Annotated in this window: 17 protein-coding genes; 12 read left to right on the forward strand and 5 right to left on the reverse strand. The window is 70.0% G+C overall.

Going from position 1 to position 21148, the window contains the following annotated elements; all coding sequences use genetic code 11:
- Positions 1-173: 173 nt before the first annotated feature.
- From FOJ82_RS14590 to FOJ82_RS14600, 3 genes are read left to right on the forward strand one after another with little or no spacing between them, the layout of a single operon-like run.
- Positions 174-2054, forward strand: coding sequence for an ABC transporter permease (locus FOJ82_RS14590; protein WP_221933182.1), 1881 nt, complete (start codon positions 174-176; stop codon positions 2052-2054).
- Positions 2051-2956: an ABC transporter ATP-binding protein gene (locus tag FOJ82_RS14595; protein ID WP_143939215.1), complete on the forward strand. Its 906-nt coding sequence runs from the start codon at positions 2051-2053 to the stop codon at positions 2954-2956. Before FOJ82_RS14590 ends, FOJ82_RS14595 begins: the two co-directional genes overlap by 4 nt.
- A complete protein-coding gene (locus tag FOJ82_RS14600; RefSeq protein ID WP_143939216.1) occupies positions 2946-3689 on the forward strand; it encodes an ABC transporter ATP-binding protein in 744 nt (247 codons plus the stop codon). The genes FOJ82_RS14595 and FOJ82_RS14600 overlap by 11 nt, the downstream gene beginning before the upstream one ends.
- A gap of 77 nt (positions 3690-3766) precedes the next feature.
- On the opposite strand, the gene FOJ82_RS16340 is transcribed toward FOJ82_RS14600, so the two are convergent.
- Entirely contained in the window at positions 3767-4141 is a 375-nt protein-coding gene (locus FOJ82_RS16340) for a hypothetical protein (RefSeq protein WP_185975822.1), read from the reverse strand.
- Between FOJ82_RS16340 and FOJ82_RS16345 the strand changes: the two genes are divergently transcribed.
- From FOJ82_RS16345 to FOJ82_RS14615, 3 genes are all read left to right on the forward strand, one after another.
- Entirely contained in the window at positions 4134-4571 is a 438-nt protein-coding gene (locus FOJ82_RS16345; RefSeq protein ID WP_185975823.1) for a hypothetical protein, read from the forward strand. The two genes, FOJ82_RS16340 and FOJ82_RS16345, sit on opposite strands and share 8 nt — an antisense overlap.
- Positions 4572-4690: 119 nt before the next feature.
- The gene (locus FOJ82_RS14610) at positions 4691-10453 is read left to right on the forward strand and encodes a PKD domain-containing protein (protein ID WP_185975824.1); all 5763 of its coding nucleotides are present in this window, start codon (positions 4691-4693) and stop codon (positions 10451-10453) included.
- A 278-nt stretch (positions 10454-10731) separates the two neighbouring features.
- Positions 10732-11715, forward strand: coding sequence for a ribose-phosphate diphosphokinase (locus FOJ82_RS14615; RefSeq protein WP_143939218.1), 984 nt, complete (start codon positions 10732-10734; stop codon positions 11713-11715).
- Positions 11716-11770: 55 nt separating this feature from the next.
- Here the strand turns inward: FOJ82_RS14615 and FOJ82_RS14620 are convergent, their stop codons facing one another.
- The 3 genes from FOJ82_RS14620 to FOJ82_RS14630 form a co-directional block, all read right to left on the reverse strand.
- On the reverse strand, positions 11771-13084 hold the full coding sequence (locus tag FOJ82_RS14620) for an MFS transporter (protein WP_143939219.1): 1314 nt from the start codon (positions 13082-13084) through the stop codon (positions 11771-11773).
- A 4-nt stretch (positions 13085-13088) separates the two neighbouring features.
- A complete protein-coding gene (locus tag FOJ82_RS14625) occupies positions 13089-14171 on the reverse strand; it encodes an NAD(P)-dependent alcohol dehydrogenase (protein WP_185975825.1) in 1083 nt (360 codons plus the stop codon).
- 89 nt (positions 14172-14260) lie between these two features.
- Complete coding sequence (locus tag FOJ82_RS14630) at positions 14261-15106, reverse strand: hypothetical protein (protein ID WP_143939221.1); 846 nt, start codon at positions 15104-15106, stop codon at positions 14261-14263.
- Between the two features lie 223 nt (positions 15107-15329).
- Here FOJ82_RS14630 and FOJ82_RS14635 point away from each other — a divergent pair, with 223 nt between their 5' ends.
- Entirely contained in the window at positions 15330-16406 is a 1077-nt protein-coding gene (locus FOJ82_RS14635; protein ID WP_143939222.1) for a branched-chain amino acid aminotransferase, read from the forward strand.
- A gap of 149 nt (positions 16407-16555) precedes the next feature.
- On the opposite strand, the gene FOJ82_RS14640 is transcribed toward FOJ82_RS14635, so the two are convergent.
- Positions 16556-17068 carry a hypothetical protein gene (locus FOJ82_RS14640; RefSeq protein ID WP_143939223.1) on the reverse strand — a complete coding sequence of 171 codons (513 nt, stop codon included), beginning with the start codon at positions 17066-17068 and terminating at the stop codon, positions 16556-16558.
- A 52-nt stretch (positions 17069-17120) separates the two neighbouring features.
- Here FOJ82_RS14640 and FOJ82_RS14645 point away from each other — a divergent pair, with 52 nt between their 5' ends.
- The 5 genes from FOJ82_RS14645 to FOJ82_RS14665 all read left to right on the forward strand — a co-directional run bounded on the left by FOJ82_RS14645 (position 17121) and on the right by FOJ82_RS14665 (position 21023).
- Complete coding sequence (locus tag FOJ82_RS14645; RefSeq protein ID WP_143939224.1) at positions 17121-17762, forward strand: nucleoside/nucleotide kinase family protein; 642 nt, start codon at positions 17121-17123, stop codon at positions 17760-17762.
- A gap of 35 nt (positions 17763-17797) precedes the next feature.
- Positions 17798-19063, forward strand: a complete 1266-nt coding sequence (locus FOJ82_RS14650; protein ID WP_143939225.1) for an AGE family epimerase/isomerase — start codon at positions 17798-17800, stop codon at positions 19061-19063.
- 7 nt (positions 19064-19070) lie between these two features.
- On the forward strand, positions 19071-19550 hold the full coding sequence (locus FOJ82_RS14655) for an NUDIX hydrolase (protein ID WP_221933183.1): 480 nt from the start codon (positions 19071-19073) through the stop codon (positions 19548-19550).
- The gene (locus FOJ82_RS14660) at positions 19547-20371 is read left to right on the forward strand and encodes a Cof-type HAD-IIB family hydrolase (protein WP_143939227.1); all 825 of its coding nucleotides are present in this window, start codon (positions 19547-19549) and stop codon (positions 20369-20371) included. Before FOJ82_RS14655 ends, FOJ82_RS14660 begins: the two co-directional genes overlap by 4 nt.
- 106 nt (positions 20372-20477) lie before the next feature.
- Positions 20478-21023, forward strand: coding sequence for a hypothetical protein (locus tag FOJ82_RS14665; RefSeq protein WP_143939228.1), 546 nt, complete (start codon positions 20478-20480; stop codon positions 21021-21023).
- Positions 21024-21148 lie beyond the last annotated feature (125 nt).

Here is a 21148-nt window from a genome sequence, read left to right on the forward strand (position 1 = left end):
CCCGGCCGGGCATCGGCCGCTCGTGGGAACGCCCGGCCGGGAATCTGGTTCGCCACCCTTGGTACAAGACGCTCCGGATGTGTCGGGAGCCTCGTGACCCCGGGGTGGCAAGCCGACGCAAGGGTGGCGAACGCCACTGACGGGCCGACGCCCGAGCAGCAGGAAAGAGAATCGTGGACACAGTTCTGGCCGGACTCATCAACGGCAACGCCTACGCGCTGATCGCGCTGGGCCTGTCGTTGGTCATCGGCGTCGCAAACGTCATCAACTTCGCCCAGGGCTCGCTGTTCGCGGTGGGTGCCATGGTGGGCTGGTTGATGACCACCAGCCTCGGCCTGCCGCTGTGGGTGGCGGTCATCGTGGCGATGGCGGTCACCGCCCTGCTCGGGTGGGTGATCAACGAACTCGCAGTCAAGCCGTTCGCGGGCAAGGCCCCGATCGCGGCGGTGTTGTCGACGATCGCCATGATGATCATCCTCGACGCGTCCAACGAGCTCATCTTCGGCCCCGAGCTGCGCCCCATGCGCACCGGCCTGCCCGACGTCTCGTTCCAGCTGTTCGGCCTCACCATCAACCCGATCGACATCGTCATCCTCTGCACCTCGGTGGTGCTCATGGTCGGCCTCGCCGCGCTGCTGCGCTTCACCCGTTTCGGCCGGGCCGTGCGCGCCACGTCGCAGGACCGCGAGGCAGCCGCCCAGATGGGCGTGCCCGTGAACCGGGTGCAGGCGCTGGCGTTCATGCTGGCCTCCTCGCTCGGCGGGCTCGCGGGCGTGCTCGTGGCCGCCTACTTCACCACCATCTCGCCCACCCAGGGCTTCACCATCGGCCTTGCCGGCATCGCCGCCGCGACCCTCGGTGGCCTCGGCTCGCTGCTGGGCGCCGTCGTCGGCGGCCTCATCCTCGGTGTCATCGAGGCCTTCGGCGTCTCGCTGTGGGGCGACGCCGCCCGCCAGATCATCACCTTCGGCGTGCTGCTGCTGGTGCTGTGGATCCGCCCGCAGGGCCTCCTGGGTGCCAAGGCAATCAAGAAGGAACCCCTCACCGGTACGTTCTTCGCCGCTGCCCGCAAGATCCGCGTCCCGTGGTGGGGAGTGCTGCTGCTCGTGCTGATCGGCGCCGTGCCGATGGTCCCGGGGCTGCTGGACGGGTACACCGTGCAGGTGGGCATCCAGATCATCCTGTTCGCGCTCGCCGCGCTCTCCATGACCATCCTCGGCGGCCAGGCGGGCCAGCTCTCGCTCGGTCAGGCCGGCACCGTGGCGCTCGGCGCCTACGCGCTGGCGCTGCTCACCAAGAACGCGGGTCTGCCGTTCCTGCCGGCGGTGCTGATCGCGGGTCTGATCGGTGCAGTGATCATGACCGTCGTCGCCGCGCCCAGCTGGCGCCTCAGCGGCCACTACCCTGCGATCGCGACGCTGGCCACCGGTGCCGCGATCACCGCCGTCGCCGCCAACTGGAACTCCGTCACCGGCGGCGGCGCAGGCATCGCGCTGATCCCGCAGGCCGAGGTCTTCGGGATCGTGCTTTCCAGCAACTCCGCCCGCTACGGCCTGGTGTTCGTCGTGCTGCTCATCCTGTGCGGCCTGGTGTTCCTGTGGAGCAAGTCTCACGTCGGCATGTACTGGCGCGCCATCCGCGACGACGAGGTGGCCGCCCGCGCCGCCGGCATCGCCACCCCGCAGTACAAGTCCCTCGCGTTCGGCGTCTCCGGCTTCATCGCCGGCATCGCCGGAGCGCTGTGGGCCGCCGACTACGGCTTCATCGACCCGAAGACCTTCCCGCCGATGATGAGCTTCCAGATCGTCATCGTCGCGGTGCTGGGCGGCATGCTCAGCCCGATCGGCGCCATCCTCGGCTCCGCCGTGATGGTGGGCGGCCTGGAGCTGTTCCGATTCTCCGCCTCGGCCCGCCTGCTGGCCTACGGCCTGATCCTGCTCCTGCTGATCCGGTTCCGCCCGCAGGGCCTGTGGACCCACTTCGACTGGTTCGACCGCCTCAAGCAGCGGTTCGGCCGCAACAAGGACTCCGAGCTGGAAGGGAGCGACGCATGAGCGCCGTACTGACTGTCGACGGGCTGACCCGCAGCTTCGGCTCGCTGGTGGCGGTCGACGACTCCAGCTTCGAGATCAACGAGGGGGAGGTGGTCAGCGTCATCGGGCCCAACGGCTCCGGCAAGTCCACCACCATCAACCTCATCTCCGGCGAGCTGCGGCCGGACTCCGGCAGGGTGCTGCTCGACGGCGTCGACATCACGGGCCACCCCCCGGACAAGGTCGCCCTCGCGGGGGCGCGTCGCACCTTCCAGAACGGGCGGGTCTTCGGCAACGCCACCGTCGAGGAGAACGTCATCCTCGGCCAGACCCCACTCGCGGAGAAGGTCTACCCGCTGCGCGCGCTGCGCGGCATCCCGGTGCTGCGCTGGCTCTCGCTCACCGCGGAGATCCTCTGGGCACTCATCCCCTCCCGCGGCAAGCGGCAGGAGCGCGAGCGCATGCAGGAGCGCGTCACGGGGCAGCTGGCCCGGTTCTCCGACAGGCTCACCCCGCGCCGGCAGCACAACGCCGCCACCCTCTCCTACGCCAACCGGCGGCGCACCGAGATCGCCCGCGCGCTGGCGTCGTCGCCGCGGCTGCTGCTGCTCGACGAGCCCACCGCAGGCATGAACACGTCGGAGACCGCGGAGGTCATGAACCAGCTGCTCGAGCTCAAGGAGCAGGGCCAGACCATGCTCCTGGTGGAGCACAAGCTGGACCTCGTCATGACGGTCTCCGACCGCGTGGTGGTGATGGACTCGGGCGCCATCATCGCCGAGGGCACCCCGGCGCAGGTGCAGAACGACCCGCGCGTCATCGAGGCCTACCTCGGCAAGAATCGCGCCACCCGGCTGCAGAGCGGCCACGACATCGAACAGCTCACCGAGGGCGATCCACTGGGGACGAACTATGTCATCTGAGAAGAAGCAACCACTGCTCGAGGCCCGGGACGTCAACGTCCACTACGGCCAGTTCCACGCGCTCCAGGACGTCAGCTACACCATCGGCAAGGGCGAGATCGTGTCCCTGCTCGGCGGCAACGCCTGCGGCAAGTCCACCAGCATGAAGACCATCCTTCGCCTGGTGGCTCCCAGCTCGGGCAGCATCACCTTCGACGGCGAGTCCACGCTCGGCATGTCCACCGCCGACGTCGTCAGCCGCGGCATCGCCTCGGTGCCGGAGGCGCGCCGTGTCTTCCCGGAGATGACCATCGAGGACAACCTCCTGGTGGGTGCCTACACCAGACGCGACGGCTCGGCCGAGATCCGCAAGGACCTCGCCGCCCAGTACGACCTGTTCCCGCGGCTGGCTGAGCGGCGCCGCCAGCAGGCCGGCACGATGTCCGGCGGCGAGCAGCAGATGCTGGCGTTCGCGCGCGCACTGATGAGCCGCCCGAAGCTGATCTGCATGGACGAGCCGACGATGGGTCTGGCCCCGATCATCGTGGACCAGGTCCTCGAGACCATCCAGCGCATCAACTCCGAGCTCGGGCTGTCGGTGTTCATGGTGGAGCAGAACGCGGAGCTCGCGCTGTCCATCGCGCACCGAGGCTACGTCCTGGTCAACGGCGTCGTCACCCTCTCCGGCGGCGCGAACGAACTGATCCGCGACCCCCGGATCCGCGAGGCCTACCTCGGCCAGAAGGCCGCCTGAGCCGCACTGGCAGCGCTGCCGCCCTGCAAATGTCAGGGTTTACCCCGACGATAGCCGCGCGCTCCCAGCCCTAGGCTTCAGCAGTCAGGTGCCCGCCGGTGCGGGCATCCGCTGGTTTCAGGGGGGGGGTTGGGGATGCGGGGAGTTGCGCTCGGTGCATGGGTGGTGCTCACGGCCTTGTCGGCGCTGGGCGTGTTGCTCGCGTCGTCGCCGACGGTGCGTGCCGCGAACCCTGACGCCACGGTGACCACCACCGCCACGGCTACGACGACGGTCACGGCCACCGCCACGTCGTCGACCACGGCCACGGCCACCGCGCCGGTTGCCACCACGACGGCCACCGTCACCGCGACGGCCACCGCCACCACCACCGCGACCTCGACGGCCACCGCCACGGCGACGGCCTCGCGGACCGTAGTGGTGACACCGGAGCCGGAGCCGACGGTGACCACCACCGAGACCGTGACGCCGCCGCCCGTGGAGAAGGACCTCTACGAGACGCCGGGACGCCACACGTCGGCGGGCAGGCAGTGGATGACTGCCTGCGAGCCCTACTCGGTGACCCACCGCTGCTGGACCTGGATCTGGGGGACCCGGGTCCAGCACGTGGGCGGTGACCGGTTCCTCGCATCCGCGGGCTGGGTGTTCAACAACCTCACCTACGTCGCGTCGCCGAAGTCGCTGTGGGTGGGCAACCCGCTGGGCAGCGCCGGCTCATGGACCGACGAGGAGGGCCGCCAGTGGCGCACCGAGTGCAACACGCCGGTCACCGGCGGCAACGGTTGCCGCTCCTGGGTGACCACCAAGGTCGCGGCGCGCACCGCGGACGGGTTCGGATTCGTGCGCACGGAGGTGTTCAACAACATCGTGCGCTTCAGCTGAGGTGTATCAGGACGACGGCGGGGGACTCTTGGCCGTCTGAGAACCGAATGTTTGCAGCGGACCGGGGCCGGACGGCACCACCCGCGCGGGACGAGCCCCTCGGGGGCAGGGGGATGAAGATGTCAAGCAGGAATCGCGGGTTGACGGCATTGCTGGCCACCTCGGCACTGGTGCTTGGAACGGTCGGCGCACAACCGACCACGGCGACGGCCGACGCCACCGGTTTCGTGCTCAACCGGACCGGGTTCGGCGGCAACGCCGTCGTCAGGATCGAGCAGGGGGTGCTGACCCGCAACTGCGACCAGATCTACACCGCCTCGGACATCTACGTGGTGCCCACCGGCTCCGTCACCGGTACCGGCGCGACCCTCACGGACGTCAGCGGTGAACCCAACACCATCATGAGCCAGGCCGGCGGCGGCCTGTTCTTCGACGAGATCATCGGCTTCACCGGCCCGAGCGGGAAGATCCCAGAAGGCACCTACGACATCGTGGAGGACACCTGCCAGGACGGCGTCTTCGACAGCAGCAACGGTGAGCAGGGCTTCGACTCCATCCTCACCAACGCCTTCACCGTCGAGTACCCCGGTGGCGTGCCCCCGCTGCCGAGCGCGGCGATCACAGCCATGAAGGACGGCGCCCGCGAGCAGTCGGCGTACTGGACCGGCACTGCCGCCATGTACTTCGTCCTCTTCGCGGTCGAGACCGTGCGCGACCTCAAGGCGATGGACCTGAAGACGCGGATGGGCAGGTACCTCAACTTCTACTGCCTGCTCGATCCCGGCATCGAGGGGTCCCCGATGCCCGTCACGCCGTGGTGCCCCACGGTCAGCATCCTAGGGGCCACCGAGCTGCGGGCCGCCGTGGTGAAGACCATCCTCGACAAGGCGCTCAACTACTCCGGCATCGCGGCCGACCCGCCGGACTTCGACTACGCCGATCCCAGCGTGCCCGCCCCGGTGGACACCTTCGATGCCGTCACCGGCGGCCTCGGGGAGGCGTCACTGCTCGACCACGCCACGCTGCTGGCGCACGACAAGGCACTCTCCGCCGCCTTCCTCGGCGCCCTCGAGAAGTACCAGGGGGCGCAGATCGACGACGACCCGGCCGCTGCGCTCATGCACGCCCGCTCCGTCCAGAACTACGCGATCGCGCTGAGGGACGTGCAGTCGGCGCAGGCCACGACGGCCCAGAACTACTACAACCAGTCACGCACCTCACCCAGCGTCGACACCGTGATCGCACAGTGGGAGACGTTGCAGTCCGAGGTGGCAGCCAACGGCTTCACCGACGAGGACCGCCGCGAACTGCTGAACGCCGGGTTGGACGAGCAGGAGATCGCGAGCCTCGCCGAGGCCATCGTCGGCGTCGACCTGGACCGGGAGTTCGAGAACGTCCCGGCGCTGCTGAACGGACAGACCACCGCGAACAACCAGATGGGCGCCGCCTGGGTGCAGCTCCACAACGAGTTCATCCCGATCGTCCAGACGCTGGAGGAGGTCGTGGCCGTCCAGGGCCTCGCGGCCGCTCCCGCCCTCGACGCCCGCGGCCCCTACAGCGCCAGCGTCACCCGTGCGCTCACGCTCAGCGCCGTCTGCGCGGACTGTGTCTCGGTCGCCTGGGACCTCGACGGCGACGGCGTCCACGACGACGCCACCGGTGCGCAGGTCTCGCACACCTTCACCGCCGGCAGGCACGTGGTGAGCGCGCTCGGCACCGGCGAGGGCGGCGGCCGCACCGTCGACCACGCCGTCGTGAACGTCACCGGCGGCAACACCGCTCCCCGCCACAATGCGAAGACGCCGCGGGACGGTGACGTCGAACTCGTCGTCGGAGCCCAGCAGGAGTTCACGGTGACCCCGTACGACGCCAACTCCGACACCCTGGAGACCGTCTGGACCGTGGACGGCGTCGCCGCGGCCACCGGCACCAGCCACACCGTCACCGCGACGGCGGACTCCCCGCGGCAGGTGGTGGCCGTCAGCACCGACCCGTCGGGCGACTTCGCGACCACCCGGTGGGTCGTCGTGCCCATGCAGGCCGACGCCGACGGCGACGGCTGGCACGCCAACGTCGACTGCGACGACACCAGCGCCACCGTGCACCCCGGCGCCGCGGAGATCGGCGGCAACGGGATCGACGACGACTGCGACCCGGCCACCTCAGACGCAGGCGCACCCACCGCGGCCTTCTCCCACGTGCCCGGCCTGGCGATCATCGGCGAGCCCGTCACCTTCACCGACCGTTCCACCGACCCGGAGGGCGACCTCGTCGCCTGGGCCTGGAGCTTCGGAGACGGCGCCACCTCCGACCTGCAGGACCCCACCCACACCTTCACGGCGGCCGGTACGCGCACCGTGACCCTCGAGGTCACCGACGGCGACGCCATGTCCGCCAGCACCAGCCGTGAGGTGACGGTGACGGACCGACCCGTCGCGTCGTTCACGTTCGAACCGGCCGACCCGAGGTCCGGCCAGGAGGTCGCCTTCACCTCCACCTCCGTCGACGCCGACGGGATCGCGCTGCTGGAGTGGGACTTCGATCACGACGGCTCGACCTTCGACGTCGACAGCACCGAACCCTCGCCCAGCCATGTCTTCGGGACCAGCGCCACCGTCGCCCTGCGCGTCACCGACAGCCTCGGCGTCGTGTCAGAGGTCGTCACCGCGCAGGTCGGCATCACCGGACCCCCGGTGGCGGCGTTCAACCCGCGGCCCGCGAACGGCGGGACCAACATGGCGCTGGTGCAGCACGGTGCATCGGCGGTCAACTGGTCCAGCCAGTACGGCACCCAGTACTCGGCGACGGAGCTGATCGACGTCGACTACCCCAGCGGTGAGACCGGCTGGTTCACGGCCACCGGACTGGCGAACAACCAGTGGGCCACCTTCGACCTGGGCGCCCCGTACCTGGTCGACCGGATCAAGGTGCAGCCCGACGGGTCCAGGACCTACCGGCCGGCCGACGTGAGCTTCGGCCTTTCCAGCAGCGGCAGCACCAGCGGGTTCACCACCGTCTTCGACGGTGGACTCGCGGACAACGCCGAGCTGCAGGAGATCGAGCTCGACGCGCCTGTCGAGGCGCGGTGGCTGCGCTTCGACGTGCTGGCCAACCGTGGCGCCAACCACGTCAGGACCACCAAGCTCGAGGCGTGGACGGGGCAGGTGGGCGACGCCGAGGTCACCTTCCACGACCTGTCCAGCGACCCTGACGGCGACTCCGACATCGTGTCTCGGGTGTGGGACTTCGGCGACGGCGCCACGTCTTCTGAGCCGAGCCCCACCCACACCTACGCCGGCCCCGGACTGTACGAGGTCACCCTGACGGTGACCGATTCCACCGGCAACACGAGCTCCCGCTCCCTGTCCCAGATGGTGGTCGGGCCGCAGGTGACCACTGCCTTCACCTCCGCCGCCGGCGCGGTGGAAGGTGGCAACACCCGGTTCACGAACGCCAGCACCGTTCCGTCGAACTCCGCCGTGGTGCACCGCGAGTGGACGTGGGGTGACGGCAGCGCGACGATGCAGGGCACGCTGAGTCCGTACCACCGCTACACCGATGACGGCACCTACGAGGTGACGCTGACCCAGACCGACACCTACGGGTTCACCACCACCGACACCCAGCAGGTGGAGGTGGCCAACGCAGCCCCGACCGCAAGCATGCCGGGGAGCACCACGACCTGGGTGGACCAGGAGATCCCGTTCAACACCATCACCGTCGGCGACGCGGGGTCGCTCGACGCCCAGTCCCTGCAGTGTTTGCTGGACCGCGGCGACGGCAGCGACGTCGTCGAGGTGCCCCAGTGCACGACCGCCCGGATCCGGCTCCCGCACACCTACACCGAGGCCGGCGAGTACACCGCCACGCTGCGGGTGGTGGACAAGGACGGCGGCGCGGTGGAGGCGGCGACGCAGGTGACCGTCGAGAAGCGCCCGCTCCACGTCGTGGTCCACGCCGTTCCCGGCACGGCCAGGAACGGTGCGGTCGACGTCCGGGCCATCGTGCTGGACGCCGTCGACTGGACACCCGTGCAGGGCGCCGAGGTGAGGCTGGACGTGGACGGCAACACCGCCACCGTGGCGTCGAACGTCGGGGGAGAGGTGACCGCACGGCTGCCGTTCGTCGGTCCGGAGGGCCGGTTCTCGGCCGAGACCACCGAGACCCGCGTCCACCTGGTCGGGTCCAACACGACCGCGCTGACCTCCGCGCAGCGACCCCCGGGTGACGTCTTCTTCATCGTCGACGAGTCCGGCAGCATGGGCAGCTACCAGCAGCGGATGCGGGAGAACCTCGTGGCCATGTCTGAGCAGCTCGCCGACAGCCTGGACCACCAGATCGGTGTCGCGGGCATGCCCACCAACGTGCACGGCCTGTTCATGAAGACTCCGCCCACCAACGACCTGGACGCCGTGGTCGCGGCCACGAACACGCTCAACACCTCCAACGGGGGAGAACTCGGGATCGACGGCGTGGTCATGGCCTCGCGGGCCTCGGTGGGTTGGCGCCCGGGCGTCGGGAAGTGCCTGGTGCTGATCGGCGACGAGCCGGCGCAGCGCCGCTCCGGAACCACCGACGAGATGGCCCACGAGGCGCTCGCCGACGCCGGCATCATCCTGTACTCCATCATCAACATCAACGCGCAGACCGTCTCCTACCAGGAGTTGGCCACCCAGTCCGGGGGTGCGTTCTTCGACATCAACGCCTTCCGTGACGACCCGGAGCCGGTGCTCGAGGCGCTGCTGGCCAACTGCGCCAGCTCCATCGTCGAGCGCCCGGACCTGAACGTCACCGTCGACGACGGCCTGGCGGAGGTGGTCGAGGGAGCCACGGTGGAGTACACCGTGACCGTCGCCAACTCCGGCCCGATCGGGGCCACGGGAGTGGCGACCACGGTGACGCTGCCCACGGGGCTGGCCTTCGTTTCCGCCTCCGACGGTGGCACCCACGACGGCGGCACCGTCAGCTGGCCGGCGTTCACGCTCGCCGGTGAGTCGAGCGTCACCCGCACGTTCACCGTCGAGGTCATCGGGGCGCCCGGCGACACCGTCACCGTCACCGCAACGGCTGCGGACGACGGTGCCGGCGGCGAGGACGTCACGCCCGGGAACAACTCCGACGGCGACACCGACACCATCGTCGCCGCACCGACGCCGGAACCGTCCGAGACGCCGACTCCCGAACCTTCGGAGAGCCCGACGCCGGAGCCTTCGGGGACGCCAACTCCGGAGCCCTCGGAGAGCCCGACGCCGGAGCCGGACGTCACCGTCACGGCCACCGCGACCACAACGGCGACGACCACCACCACCGCCACGCCGACGGTGACCACGAGTCCCACTGTCACCGCCACGGCCACCGCGACGACGACGACGACGGCGACCGCAACGGCCACCGCCACCACCACCGCGACGGCGACGTCGACCCGGACCGCCGCCCCGGAACCGGCGCCGACGGTGACGGCCACCAGGACGGCAGAGCCCCAGGACCTCTACGAGACCCCCGGCTACCACGAGTCCGGCGGCCGCAAGTGGATGACGGTCTGCGAGCCGTACTCCGTCACGCACCGCTGCTGGACCTACATCTGGGGCACCCAGATCAAGGGCGGACCCGGTGGCTACCACAAGGTGAACGGCTGGGTGTTCAACAACCTCACCTACATGGCCTCGCCGCGCGCGATGTGGCGGGACAATCCGCTCGGGCACACGGCCTCGTGGGTCGACGAGGAGGGCCGCGGCTGGCGCACCGAGTGCGACACGTCGATCTCGGGCCGCAACGGCTGCCGCTCCTACGTCACCACGAAGGTGCTGGACCAGACCCCAGACGGGATCCGCTTCGTCCTGGCCGAGAGGTTCAACAACATCGTCCGTTTCACCATCCGATGAGACCCTCGGCCGGGCCACTCGGGGGATGGTCCGGCCGAGCCACTCGCGGTCGCGAGCAACGGCCGCAGCCGCCGCGGCCGGGAGTCTGCGGCCCGCAGGAGTTCGCGCCCGTGCTGTTCGGTCTTGCCCGTCCTACAGCGCGGGCGCGAACGAATAGCACGGGCGCGAACTGATCGGCGCGGTTCAACGGGCGGGACGATCCAGACAGCGACGAGCAACCAGCGCACGTCTGGGCCGGTGGCCGCTACTGTGGTCGCAACCCGTTGGAGGGAGCTTCTTTGAAGAACATCGTCGTGTTCTCCGGGTCCGCGCACGAGGCGCTGGCGGACGAGATCTGCAGCAACCTCGGTATCGAGCGCTCGCCGGTGAAGATCTCACGGTTCAGCAACGACTGCCTGCAGGCGCAGCTGCTCGCCAACTGCCGCCAGCGCGACGTCTACATCGTGCAGCCACTGGTGCCGCCCACGCAGGAGCACCTGATGGAGCTGCTGTTGATGGTCGACGCGGCTCGGGGTGCGTCAGCGAAGCAGATCACCGCGGTGATGCCGCACTACGCCTACGCCCGCTCGGACAAGAAGGACGCCTCACGCATCTCCATCGGCGGCAGGCTCGTGGCGGACCTGCTCCAGACCGCCGGCGTGGACCGCGTGCTGACCATGGCCCTGCACGCACCACAGGTGCACGGCTTCTTCAGCGTCCCGGTGGACCACCTGACCGCCCTCGGCGTGATCGCTGAGCACTTCCGCGGACGCGACCTGAACAACCACATCGTCGTCTCCCCCGACCTCGGCAACGCCAAGCAGGCCACCCTCCTCGCGCGACTGCTGGGCCTGCCCGTCGCCGCCGGCAACAAGCAGCGGATGGCCGACGACAAGGTGGTCATCGAGTCCATCGTCGGCGACGTCACGGGCAAGACCGCGATCGTCCTCGACGACGAGATCGCCACCGGTGGCTCCGTGGTGGAGATCGTGCACCGGCTCGTCGACTTCGGGGCGACGTCGGCCACCGTCGTGTGCACCCACGGCCTGTTCACCGGCAACGCCGTCGAGAAGCTGACTGGCAGCCAGTACATCACCGAGGTGATCTCCACCAACACGGTGCCGGCACCCGAGGACTTCCCAGGGCTCACCACCCTGAGTGTCGCCTCCCTGTTCGCCGACGCCATCGACCGCATTCACAGCGGCCGCTCCGTCTCGAAGCTGTTCAACGGCGTCGACCCGGCCTACGCCCCTCCCGAGGAGGAACTGCCCGGGTTGTTCTGACTCGCGCCGGGACGTTGGCGAACTGATCCGACGCTGGCGAATTGCGCCGCGTCGGTCAGCGGCGTCGGTAGCGCTCCAGCACCTCGCGCCAGCTCGGCACGATCGTGCCCTGCTCCCGCATCAGGTGGCGCAGTCTGCGGCGGCTGACGTGGATGGCGACCAGCCCCACGGCGAAGATCGGAAGCTGGACCATCATCGCCCAGCGCAGCTGCTGGCCGGTGTACCCGTCGCCGTCGCTCATCAGGTCCACGAGGATGCCGATGGCGAGGATCGCGAACGTGCTGGCCGAGAACGAACCGGTGATGACGATCCCGTTCGCGGCGCCCAGCCGGTGCGCGGGCAGGTTGGTGCGCGTGAAGTCCAGGCCGATGGCGGTGCCGGGGCCGCCGGCAGCCGTCGCCACCACCAGCAGGATCAGCAGCCAGAACGGTGCGGGTCCCGGCCAGAACAGCACCGCGACCCAGCAGGCCAGGTTCGCCCAGATCACCAGCAGCGCCAACGTGCTGCGGCGCAGGGGGTGGCGGCTGGTGAGCCAGCCGATGAGGGGTCCGAAGACCGCGCCGATCACGGCCGTCAGGATGAACAGCGCCGACGCGGTGGTCTGGCTCAGTCCCTGGCCGACAACCAGGAACGGGATGCCCCACATCATCACGAAGGTGTTGGCGGCGAACCCTCCGGTGAGGTGGATCCAGAAGCCCAGTGTCGTGGCGGGGTGCCGGGCGACGGCGGCCAGCTCGCGCGGCATCTCCCGCAGACGTTCGCCGCTGCGGGCGCGCTCCATGCCCTCCGGCACGTCCCGGATGCCCAGGTAGACCACCACGGCCATCACGAAGGAGACGCCGGCGGCGAACATGAACGTCGGGCGCCAACCGGACAGCGCCACCATCGGCAGCAGCGCCCCCACCGAGGCCACCTGCCCCAGCTGCCCCATCAGGCCGACCATCTGCTGCAGCAGCGGCACCCGGCGCGGCGGGAACCAGAACGGCAGCAGCCGCAGCGCACCGGTGAAGATGCCCGCGTCGCCGACCCCCAGCAGGATCCTCGCGCCGATCGCCACGGGCAGCAACTCCGTCGTGGCCATCACCACCTGCGAGACGCCCATGATTGCGGTCCCCAGCGCTAGCACGGTCCGCGATCCCCATCGGTCCAGCAGGATCCCGACCGGGACCATCATCAGCGCGTAGGTGGCCAGCTGCACCACCACGAACGTCGACACCACACCGGCCGTGGTGCCGAAGTGCTCCGCGGCGTGGATCCCCACGACCCCGAGACTCGTGCGCTGCATGATGGCGACGGCGTAGGCCAGTACACCGATCGAGAACAGACCCCACGCCGCCGGGGTGGCGCGGGCGGGGGAGGGTGCCGTCACCGCATCAGGCCCCGATCGTGGCGGCGTCGATCACGTAGCGGTAGCGCACCTTCGAGGCGACGACGTCGTCGTAGGCCCGGTCGATCTCCTCGCCGCCGATGACCTCGACCATCGGCCGGATGCCCTTCCCCGCGCAGAAGTCGAGCATCTCCTGGGTCTCGGGGATGCCTCCGATGTTGGAGCCGGCGAGCGCCCGGTTGCGGTGGATCAGGTTGCCGATGCCGACGCTGGTGGGCGACGACGGCAGCCCCAGGACGACCATCGCGCCGTCGGTGTCCAGCGTCCTGAGCAGGGCGTCGGTGTCGATGCCGTCGGAGACGGTGCAGATGAGCAGGTCGAAGGAGTTGCGCAGGCGCTTCAGCGTGCCCTCCTCCGACGTCGCGTGGTAGGCGACGGCGCCGAGCGCGAGACCGTCGGCCTCCTTGGAGCGGGTGCGGGACAGGACGTGGGTCTCGGCGCCGAGCGCGGCGGAGATCTGGACCGCCATGTGGCCGAGGCCGCCGAGCCCGACGACGCCGACCCGTCGGCCCGGACCCGCGCCCCAGCGGCGCAGCGGGCTGTAGGTGGTGATGCCGGCGCACAGCAGCGGGGCCGCGTGCTCGAGGGAGATCTCGTCGGGGATGTGGAGGGCGTAGTCCTGCTCGACGGTGAAGCCGGTGGAGTACCCGCCCGCGGTGGGGAGGCCGTCGCGCCCGATGGAGTTGTAGGTGCCGACGGTGCCGCCCTCGCCGGTGCAGAACTGCTCCTGGCCGTCCTCGCACTCGGGGCAGGTGCCGCAGGAGTCGACGAAGCAGCCGACGCCGACCCGGTCGCCCACCTGGAACTTCGTCACCTCGGAGCCGACACGCGTGACGGTTCCGGAGATCTCGTGGCCGGGGACCAGCGGGAAGCGGGCGGGTCCCCACTCCTCACGCGCGGTGTGGATGTCGGAGTGGCAGATCCCGGCGTAGGCGATCTCGAAGTAGATCTCGGTGGGCCCCGGTTCACGGCGGGTGATGGTGGTGCGGGCGAACGAGCCGGTGGGGGAGTCGATCGCGTAGGCGCTGACCTCGGGCACTGAACCTCCTGGATTGAGCGACGCTCTCATCCTAGTTCCGCCCGTGCCCCGTCGGGACGCAAACCCTGCTCGATCGTCGCCGGCACGCAGCGCGGCTGTTCGGTCGGGCCCGCGACGGGTCACTCGTCGGAGACGGCCTCGATCCAGCTGATCGCGTCGTCGGCCTCGGAGGCACCGGGCTTGGGCTCCTCGGCGCCGGCGTCGGGGACGGCGCACTCCGGCCTCACGCCGGGCTCGGGGCCGAACTCCTTGCCGCCGAAGACCTCCTCCTTCACGAACTCGTAGTAGCCGGCGAACTCGCCGGTGTCGTACGGGTTGTTCAGGGCGCAGCGGCCGACGTAGTAGCCGACGACGTCGGCGAAGGTCTCGGACTTGGAGCTGCCGGCGTAGTCACCGAAGCGGCCCTCGCTGCGGAACAGGTCCCCGAACTCCTGCCAGTAGGCGGGGTTGGAGTGGCGGTCGGAGTTGAGCACGTGCGCGATCTCGTGGATCACGAGGCGGACGAGCCGACCCTCGTCGCCGGCGTCGAGCGCCTTGGCGAACTTGGCGAAGTCCAGGGTGACGTAGCTGCCCTTGGTGAGGCTCCAGTCGCCCCACGCCCAGCCGGAGATCCGGTTGGCGTTGAGGCCGACGTTGCCCTTCACCTTGGCCTGCAGGTTGGTGATGTAGTCGGTGCAGCTGACGGCGTCCAGGGTCTCCCACAGGATCTTGATGGAGGCACGGTTGTCCTCGGTCCACTGGGTGCCGGCGAGCTTGAAGCCGAAGTTGGCGGTGATCTGGGCGGCGATCGCGTCGATGCCGACGTCGTCGCCCGGCCATTCGAAGGTGACCGCGCACGGGGTGGGGATGCCGCTGACGGGGGCGACGGGGGGAGGGGCGACGGGCAGGGCGATCGCCTGGGCAGCGCCCAGGGTTGCTGCGGTGGCCACCACTGCAGTGGTGACTCGCGTCAGCAGCTTGCGCACCGAACCACTTCCCTTCCCGGACCGTCCAAGATTCTCTCAGGTTTCTCAGAAATGCAAACCACTCTCGCATCCCGGACACCCACCCGCCCCCGGGGCAACCTCGAAACGGATGAACAAGTGGTTCCGGGCCCGGTAACGGGCGCAGAACCACTGGTCGAACATCCCGTGGGGCGAGCGCGGACGGCCATCGCGGACCAAGTGTCTGCAGACTACTCTGAAGCCCATGGGTCAATTCGTTCTCAACCGCAGCCAGAACCCCACCTCGGAGGCTGAGCGCAACGCCGCGCTCGCAGATCCCGGCTTCGGGCGGTTCTACACGGACCACATGGCCGTGATGAACTACACCGAGGGTCAGGGCTGGCACGATCCCCGCCTCATCGCCACCGAGGACTTCTCGCTGCACCCCGCCGCGGCCGTGCTCCACTACGGCCAGGAGATCTTCGAGGGCCTCAAGGCCTACCGCCGCGAGGACGACTCCATCTGGTTGTTCCGTCCCGAGCGCAACGCCCGCCGCTTCATGGGTTCCGCCGAGCGCCTCGAGATGGCCGTCCTGCCCGAGGAGACGTTCCTCAATGCTGTGACCGAACTCGTCGAGCTCGAGCAGAACTGGGTCCCCGAGGGCGTGAACGAGCAGAGCCTCTACATCCGGCCGTACATGATCGCCGACGAGCCGTACCTGGGCGTGCGCGAGGCGCACCGCTACATCTTCGCCGTCATCGCCACCCCGGCCGGCGCCTACTACCCCGAGCCCGTGAAGCTGTGGATCACCCCCAACTTCACCCGCGCCGCCAAGGGGGGCACCGGCGCTGCCAAATGCGGTGGCAACTACGCCGCCAGCCTTGCCGCCGCGAACGAGGCGGCCAAGCACGGCTGCGGCCAGGTGCTCTACACCGACGGCGCCGAGCACAAGTGGCTGGAGGAGTGCGGCACGATGAACTTCATGCTGGTCACCGCCGACGGCCAGCTCGTGACCCCCGCGCTGGGCTCGATCCTCGACGGCGTGACCCGCAACTCCATCCTCGCGCTGGCGACCGACCACGGCCTCAAACCCGTCGAGCGGCCCGTGTCCATCGACGAGATGTGGGAGGGCCTCGACTCCGGCCACATCACCGAGACGTTCGCCTGTGGCACCGCGGCAGTGATCACCCCCATCGTCGGCTTCAACTCGCCCGATCGTGGCGAGGAGGCGGTCGGCGACGGCACCCCGGGTGTGAAGACCCGTGAGATCCGCGAGCACCTGCTGGAGATCCAGTACGGCCGCGCCGAGGACAAGCACGGCTGGATGCGCCGCGTCGTCTGACCGGCCGTCCGACTGGCAGCGGGGGTGGTCTCGGTCTCGACACGCCGACTCGTTCCTCGTCGGCTACTCGACCGGCGGTGGAGGGGCCCGCTGATCGAGTAGTCGCCGCGAGGAACGAGCGGTGACGTGTCGAGATCACACCGAGCCAGTCAGCCCTGCGCCAGGACGTCCTTCATCGACTCGGGGCCCCAGGTGATGAGCTGTGCGTTGGGGTAGGCGGTGAACAGCACTGCGTTGCCGTGTCCGACGAACACCTTGCCGCCGGGGATCTCGGCGAAGACCTCGTAGCCGGCCTCGGCGGCGCTGGCGTTGACCATCTCGACGACGGCGGTCTCGTCGGCGTCGGCGATCATGATCGAGGTGGGCAGCGCCTGGGTGACGAGTGCGTCCTCAGGAATCCGCAGTCCGGTCGGGATCTGCATCTCCATCATGTTCGCCGTGATGGTCTCGGTGGAGACCTCGCCCTCGAAGGTCTGGGGTTCGCCCTCCTCGCCCTCGACGGGCGGCGGGTTGGTGTCGCCCGGGTCCGCGGGGGCGCCGGTCTCAACCTGCTGGGTGCCGTCCGGGGTCGGCGTCTCCGGATCGTCGCCGGAGCAGGCGGTGAACAGGGACACGGCCGCGAGGCCTGCCAGCCAGGCGGCGAGGGACTTCTTGGTGCGCATGGCGGCAATTCTATGCGCCGCTGCAACCCTTGCCGACGCTAGTCTCGGGCGCATGCAGGAGGAAGCCGAGGTCACCGTCGCCGAGTTGGTGCGCCGCGCCGAGGCCCTCGCCGCGTCCTCGACGCGCGCGATCCTCGGCATCGTGGGGCCTCCGGGCGCGGGCAAGACCACCCTCGGCAGCGCCGTCGCGGAGGCGCTCGGGGAGCGCGCCGCACTGGTGCCGATGGACGGCTTCCACCTCGACAACCCCGTCCTCGAAGCACTGGGACGGCGCAACCACAAGGGTGCGCCGGACACGTTCGACGTCGCGGGCTACGTCGCGCTGCTCCGGCGGCTGCGCGCCCAGGACGAGGTCCTCTACGCCCCGCGGTTCGACAGGTCGCTGGAATTGGCCATCGGCAGCGCGCTACCCGTCGCGCCCGACGCGCCGCTGGTGGTCACCGAGGGCATCTACCTACTGCACGACGGCGACGGCTGGGACGCGGTCCGCCCGCTCCTGGACGAGGTGTGGTTCATCGACGTCGCACCGGACGAGCTCCACCGGCGACTCGTGGCACGGCGGATGGCCGACGGCGAGTCCGCGCAGCAGGCGACGGCCTGGGTGGAGGGCGTCGACGCGGTCAACGGGGCGCTCGTGGAGCGGGGCCGCAGCAGGGCGGACCTCGTAGTGCGGATCTCGCCCGCCGGGCACTAGGCTCGGGCGCGGCACGAACTAGCACAGGAGGAGCCATGACCCCTGGGGACTACGCCCACCGCAAAGCCGTCCGCGCCGACCTGCTGCGGTTCGCCGCCGGGTCCCGGCACGAGCACGGTTTCGGGTACCTCGACGACGCCGGCGCCGTGGTTCCGGACCGTCCCGTCGAGTTGTACGTCACCTGCCGCATGACCCATGTCTTCGCGCTGGGCCTGCTCGCGGGCGAGGAACCGGCCGACGGCGGCCCCGACGCCGCGACCCTCCGGGACCTCGTCGACCACGGCGTCGCCGCACTGCTCGACGGGCCGCTGCGCGACACCACCGACGGCGGCTGGTTCGCCGCGGTGAACCCCGACGGCAGCGTGTCCGGCGCCAAGCAGGCGTACGCGCACGCGTTCGTCGTGCTGGCCGGCAGCAGCGCCGTCGCTGCCGGGGCGCAGCGCGGACAGGAGCTCCTCACCGCGGCCCTGCGCGTCCAGACGACGCGGTTCTGGGACGAGGCCGAGGGCCTGGCGGTGGAGGAGTGGAACGCGGACTTCTCCGAGCTCGACGACTACCGCGGCGTCAACTCCAACATGCACACCGTAGAGTGCTACCTCGCAGCCGGTGACGTCACCGGCGACCGGGTCTGGCACGAGCGAGCCGGGCGGATCGCCGAGCGCGTGGCCGGGTGGGCCCGCGGCAACCAGTGGCGCATCCCCGAACACTTCAGCACCGCCTGGGAGCCGATGCTCGAGCACAACCGGGACCAGCCCACGCATCCGTTCCAGCCCTACGGCGCCACCGTCGGGCACGGGCTGGAGTGGGCCCGGCTGCTGGTGGCCGTCGACCAGAGCCTCGGCGAGGACTCGCCGGCCGGGCTCATCGAGGCCGCCGTCGCGCTGGCCGACCGCGCCTTCGCCGACGGCTGGGCCGTCGACGGCGCCGACGGGTTCGTCTACACCACCGACTGGGACGGCAACCCGGTGGTTCGTGCCCGGATGCACTGGGTGCTGGCCGAGGCCATCGCCACCTCCACGGTGCTCGCCCGCGTCGCCGGGGAAGAACCGCACCGCACCGACCTGCAGCGCTGGTGGGCCTACGCCGACGAGTACCTCATCGACCACGAACTCGGCTCCTGGCACCACGAGCTGGACGAGACCAACGCGCCGGCGGCCACCACCTGGCCCGGCAAGCCCGACGCCTACCACGCCTACCAGGCGGCCATCATCGCGGATCTCCCGACGACGCCCTCGTTCGCGGCAGCCCTGGCGTCCTCCCGCGGGGCGTCGCTGGACGACCGTCCGGAAGCGCACCGCTGAGATGCCGATGCGGGCCATCATCGGCACCCTCGGCTACGTCCGCCGCGGCGACGAGGTGCTGCTCGTGCACCGTCAGCGCGCGGGCGACGACCACCAGGGCAAGTACAACGGCCTCGGCGGGAAGCTTGAGCCGGGCGAGGACGCCGTCGCGTGCCTGCGTCGCGAGCTCCTCGAGGAGGCCGGCATCGTCGCCACGTCGCTGGCGCTGCGGGGCACCATCGCGTGGCCGGGTTTCGGCTCGGACGGGTCCGACTGGTTCGGGCTCGTTTTCGTCGTCGACGGGTTCGAGGGGGAACCGCCCGAGCGCAACGAGGACGGTCCGCTGTCCTGGGTGCCGGTCGACCGGATCCACGAACTGCCGATGTGGGAGGGCGACAGGCACTTCCTGCCCCTGGTCCTCGACGACGACCCGCGCCAGTTCCACGCCGTCCTGCCCTACCGGGACGGAGTCCTCCAGACCGAGGGGATCGGGATCTGCCGGCTGTGACGAACCTCCCCAGACTCATCGCAACCGACCTCGACGGCACCCTCCTGCAGCCCGACACCTCCGTCTCGCCCCGCACCCGCGCGGCACTCGACGCGGCGCGGCGCGCGGGGATCATCGTCGTCCCCGTCACGGCCAGGCAGCCGATCGGCCTTCGGGCGATCGCGCAGGAGGCCGGCTTCCAGGAGTGGGCGCTGTGCGGCAACGCGGCGTTCTGCCTCCACCTCACCACCGGCGAGCTGCTGTTCCAGCGCACCCTGCCGGTCGACGTGCAGCGCGATCTCGTCGCGACCCTGTCCGCGCGCATCCCGGACCTGCGCCACGTCAGCATCCGCGACGCCGGCGAACTGTTCGTCGCGCAGGAGGGCTACGCCGCGCTCGCGTCCTTCACCGACCACCGCCGCGACCCCTCCACCATGGGTGGCGTCTCGCTCGACGACGTCCTCGCCGCCCCGAGCCTGAAGCTCGTCATCCGCCACGCCACCCTGTCCGCCGGGGAGGTCCTCGAGGTGCTCGACGAACTCGACGGCGGCGCCTTCGAGGCGACCACCTCCGGAGCCCCGTTCGTGGAGGTGATGGCTGCGGGCGTCAACAAGGCCTGGGGGCTGGCGCGGCTGTGCGAGCACCTCGGCGTCACAGCCGACGAGGTGCTCGCCTTCGGCGACGCGCGCAACGACGTCGAGATGCTGCGTTGGGCGGGCCGGGGCCTCGCGATGGCCGACGCTGACGTCGTCGTGAAGGAGGCGGCCGACGGTGTCGCGCCCGCCAACAGCGACGACGGTGTGGCGCAGGTCATCGAGGACCTGCTGGCCGCTGCGCGCTGAACTCGGGGACGGTTCAGGGTCTCCAACCATTGTCCTTGACCCTTTCGAGGACAACACTGGAGGTGGCCGCGGTGCAACCGCGTGACCGGAAAAGGAGTCGCAGACCATGAACGAGAACAACAAGCCCGGTGGTTGGTACGACACGAACGCCACCAAGTCCGACGGCGAGCAGCACAGCCAGTCGGACAAGACCAAGGAGCAGCTCGACGCGCTCGGCGAGGACGCCAGGCAGCATGCCGAGAAGTTCGGCGAGGCTGCCGTGAAGTTCGCGCAGGAGGCGGGCTACGCCGCCGCCGGGTTCGCAGGACTGGTCGGGGACAAGGCCAAGGCCTTCTACGAGGAGCAGAAGAAGCAGTACGCCGAGACCCACCCGGACCAGGACAAGGACCCGGGCGCCAAGGAGTTCCTCGAGCAGCTCTCGGAGAAGCTGAACAAGTTCGTCGATGACCTCGCCAAGGGCTTCAAGGACATGGCCGAGCGTGGCCGTGAGACCAAGCAGCCCGAGGGCGCCGGCGAGCAGACGGCCGCGCAGGAGGACGTCGCAGACTTCGGCAGCGTCGACCCGGTCAATGATCCCGCCGACCTGCACGAGGATCCCTTCACGGACCAGACGTCGCACGACGCCGTCGACGACGAGCGCAGGGACATCTGAGGCCACCCACACCCAACCCACCGACCCGACCCGCCGCACGGAATCGTCGCAGGGGGAGCCCGCTCCCTCTGGTCCCGATCCGCTCGGCGGGTCGGGTCGTCCCGTGCCGGCGCCCGACCCCAGCC

Source organism: Tessaracoccus rhinocerotis (genome assembly GCF_007197885.1).
Taxonomy (GTDB): domain Bacteria; phylum Actinomycetota; class Actinomycetes; order Propionibacteriales; family Propionibacteriaceae; genus Arachnia; species Arachnia rhinocerotis.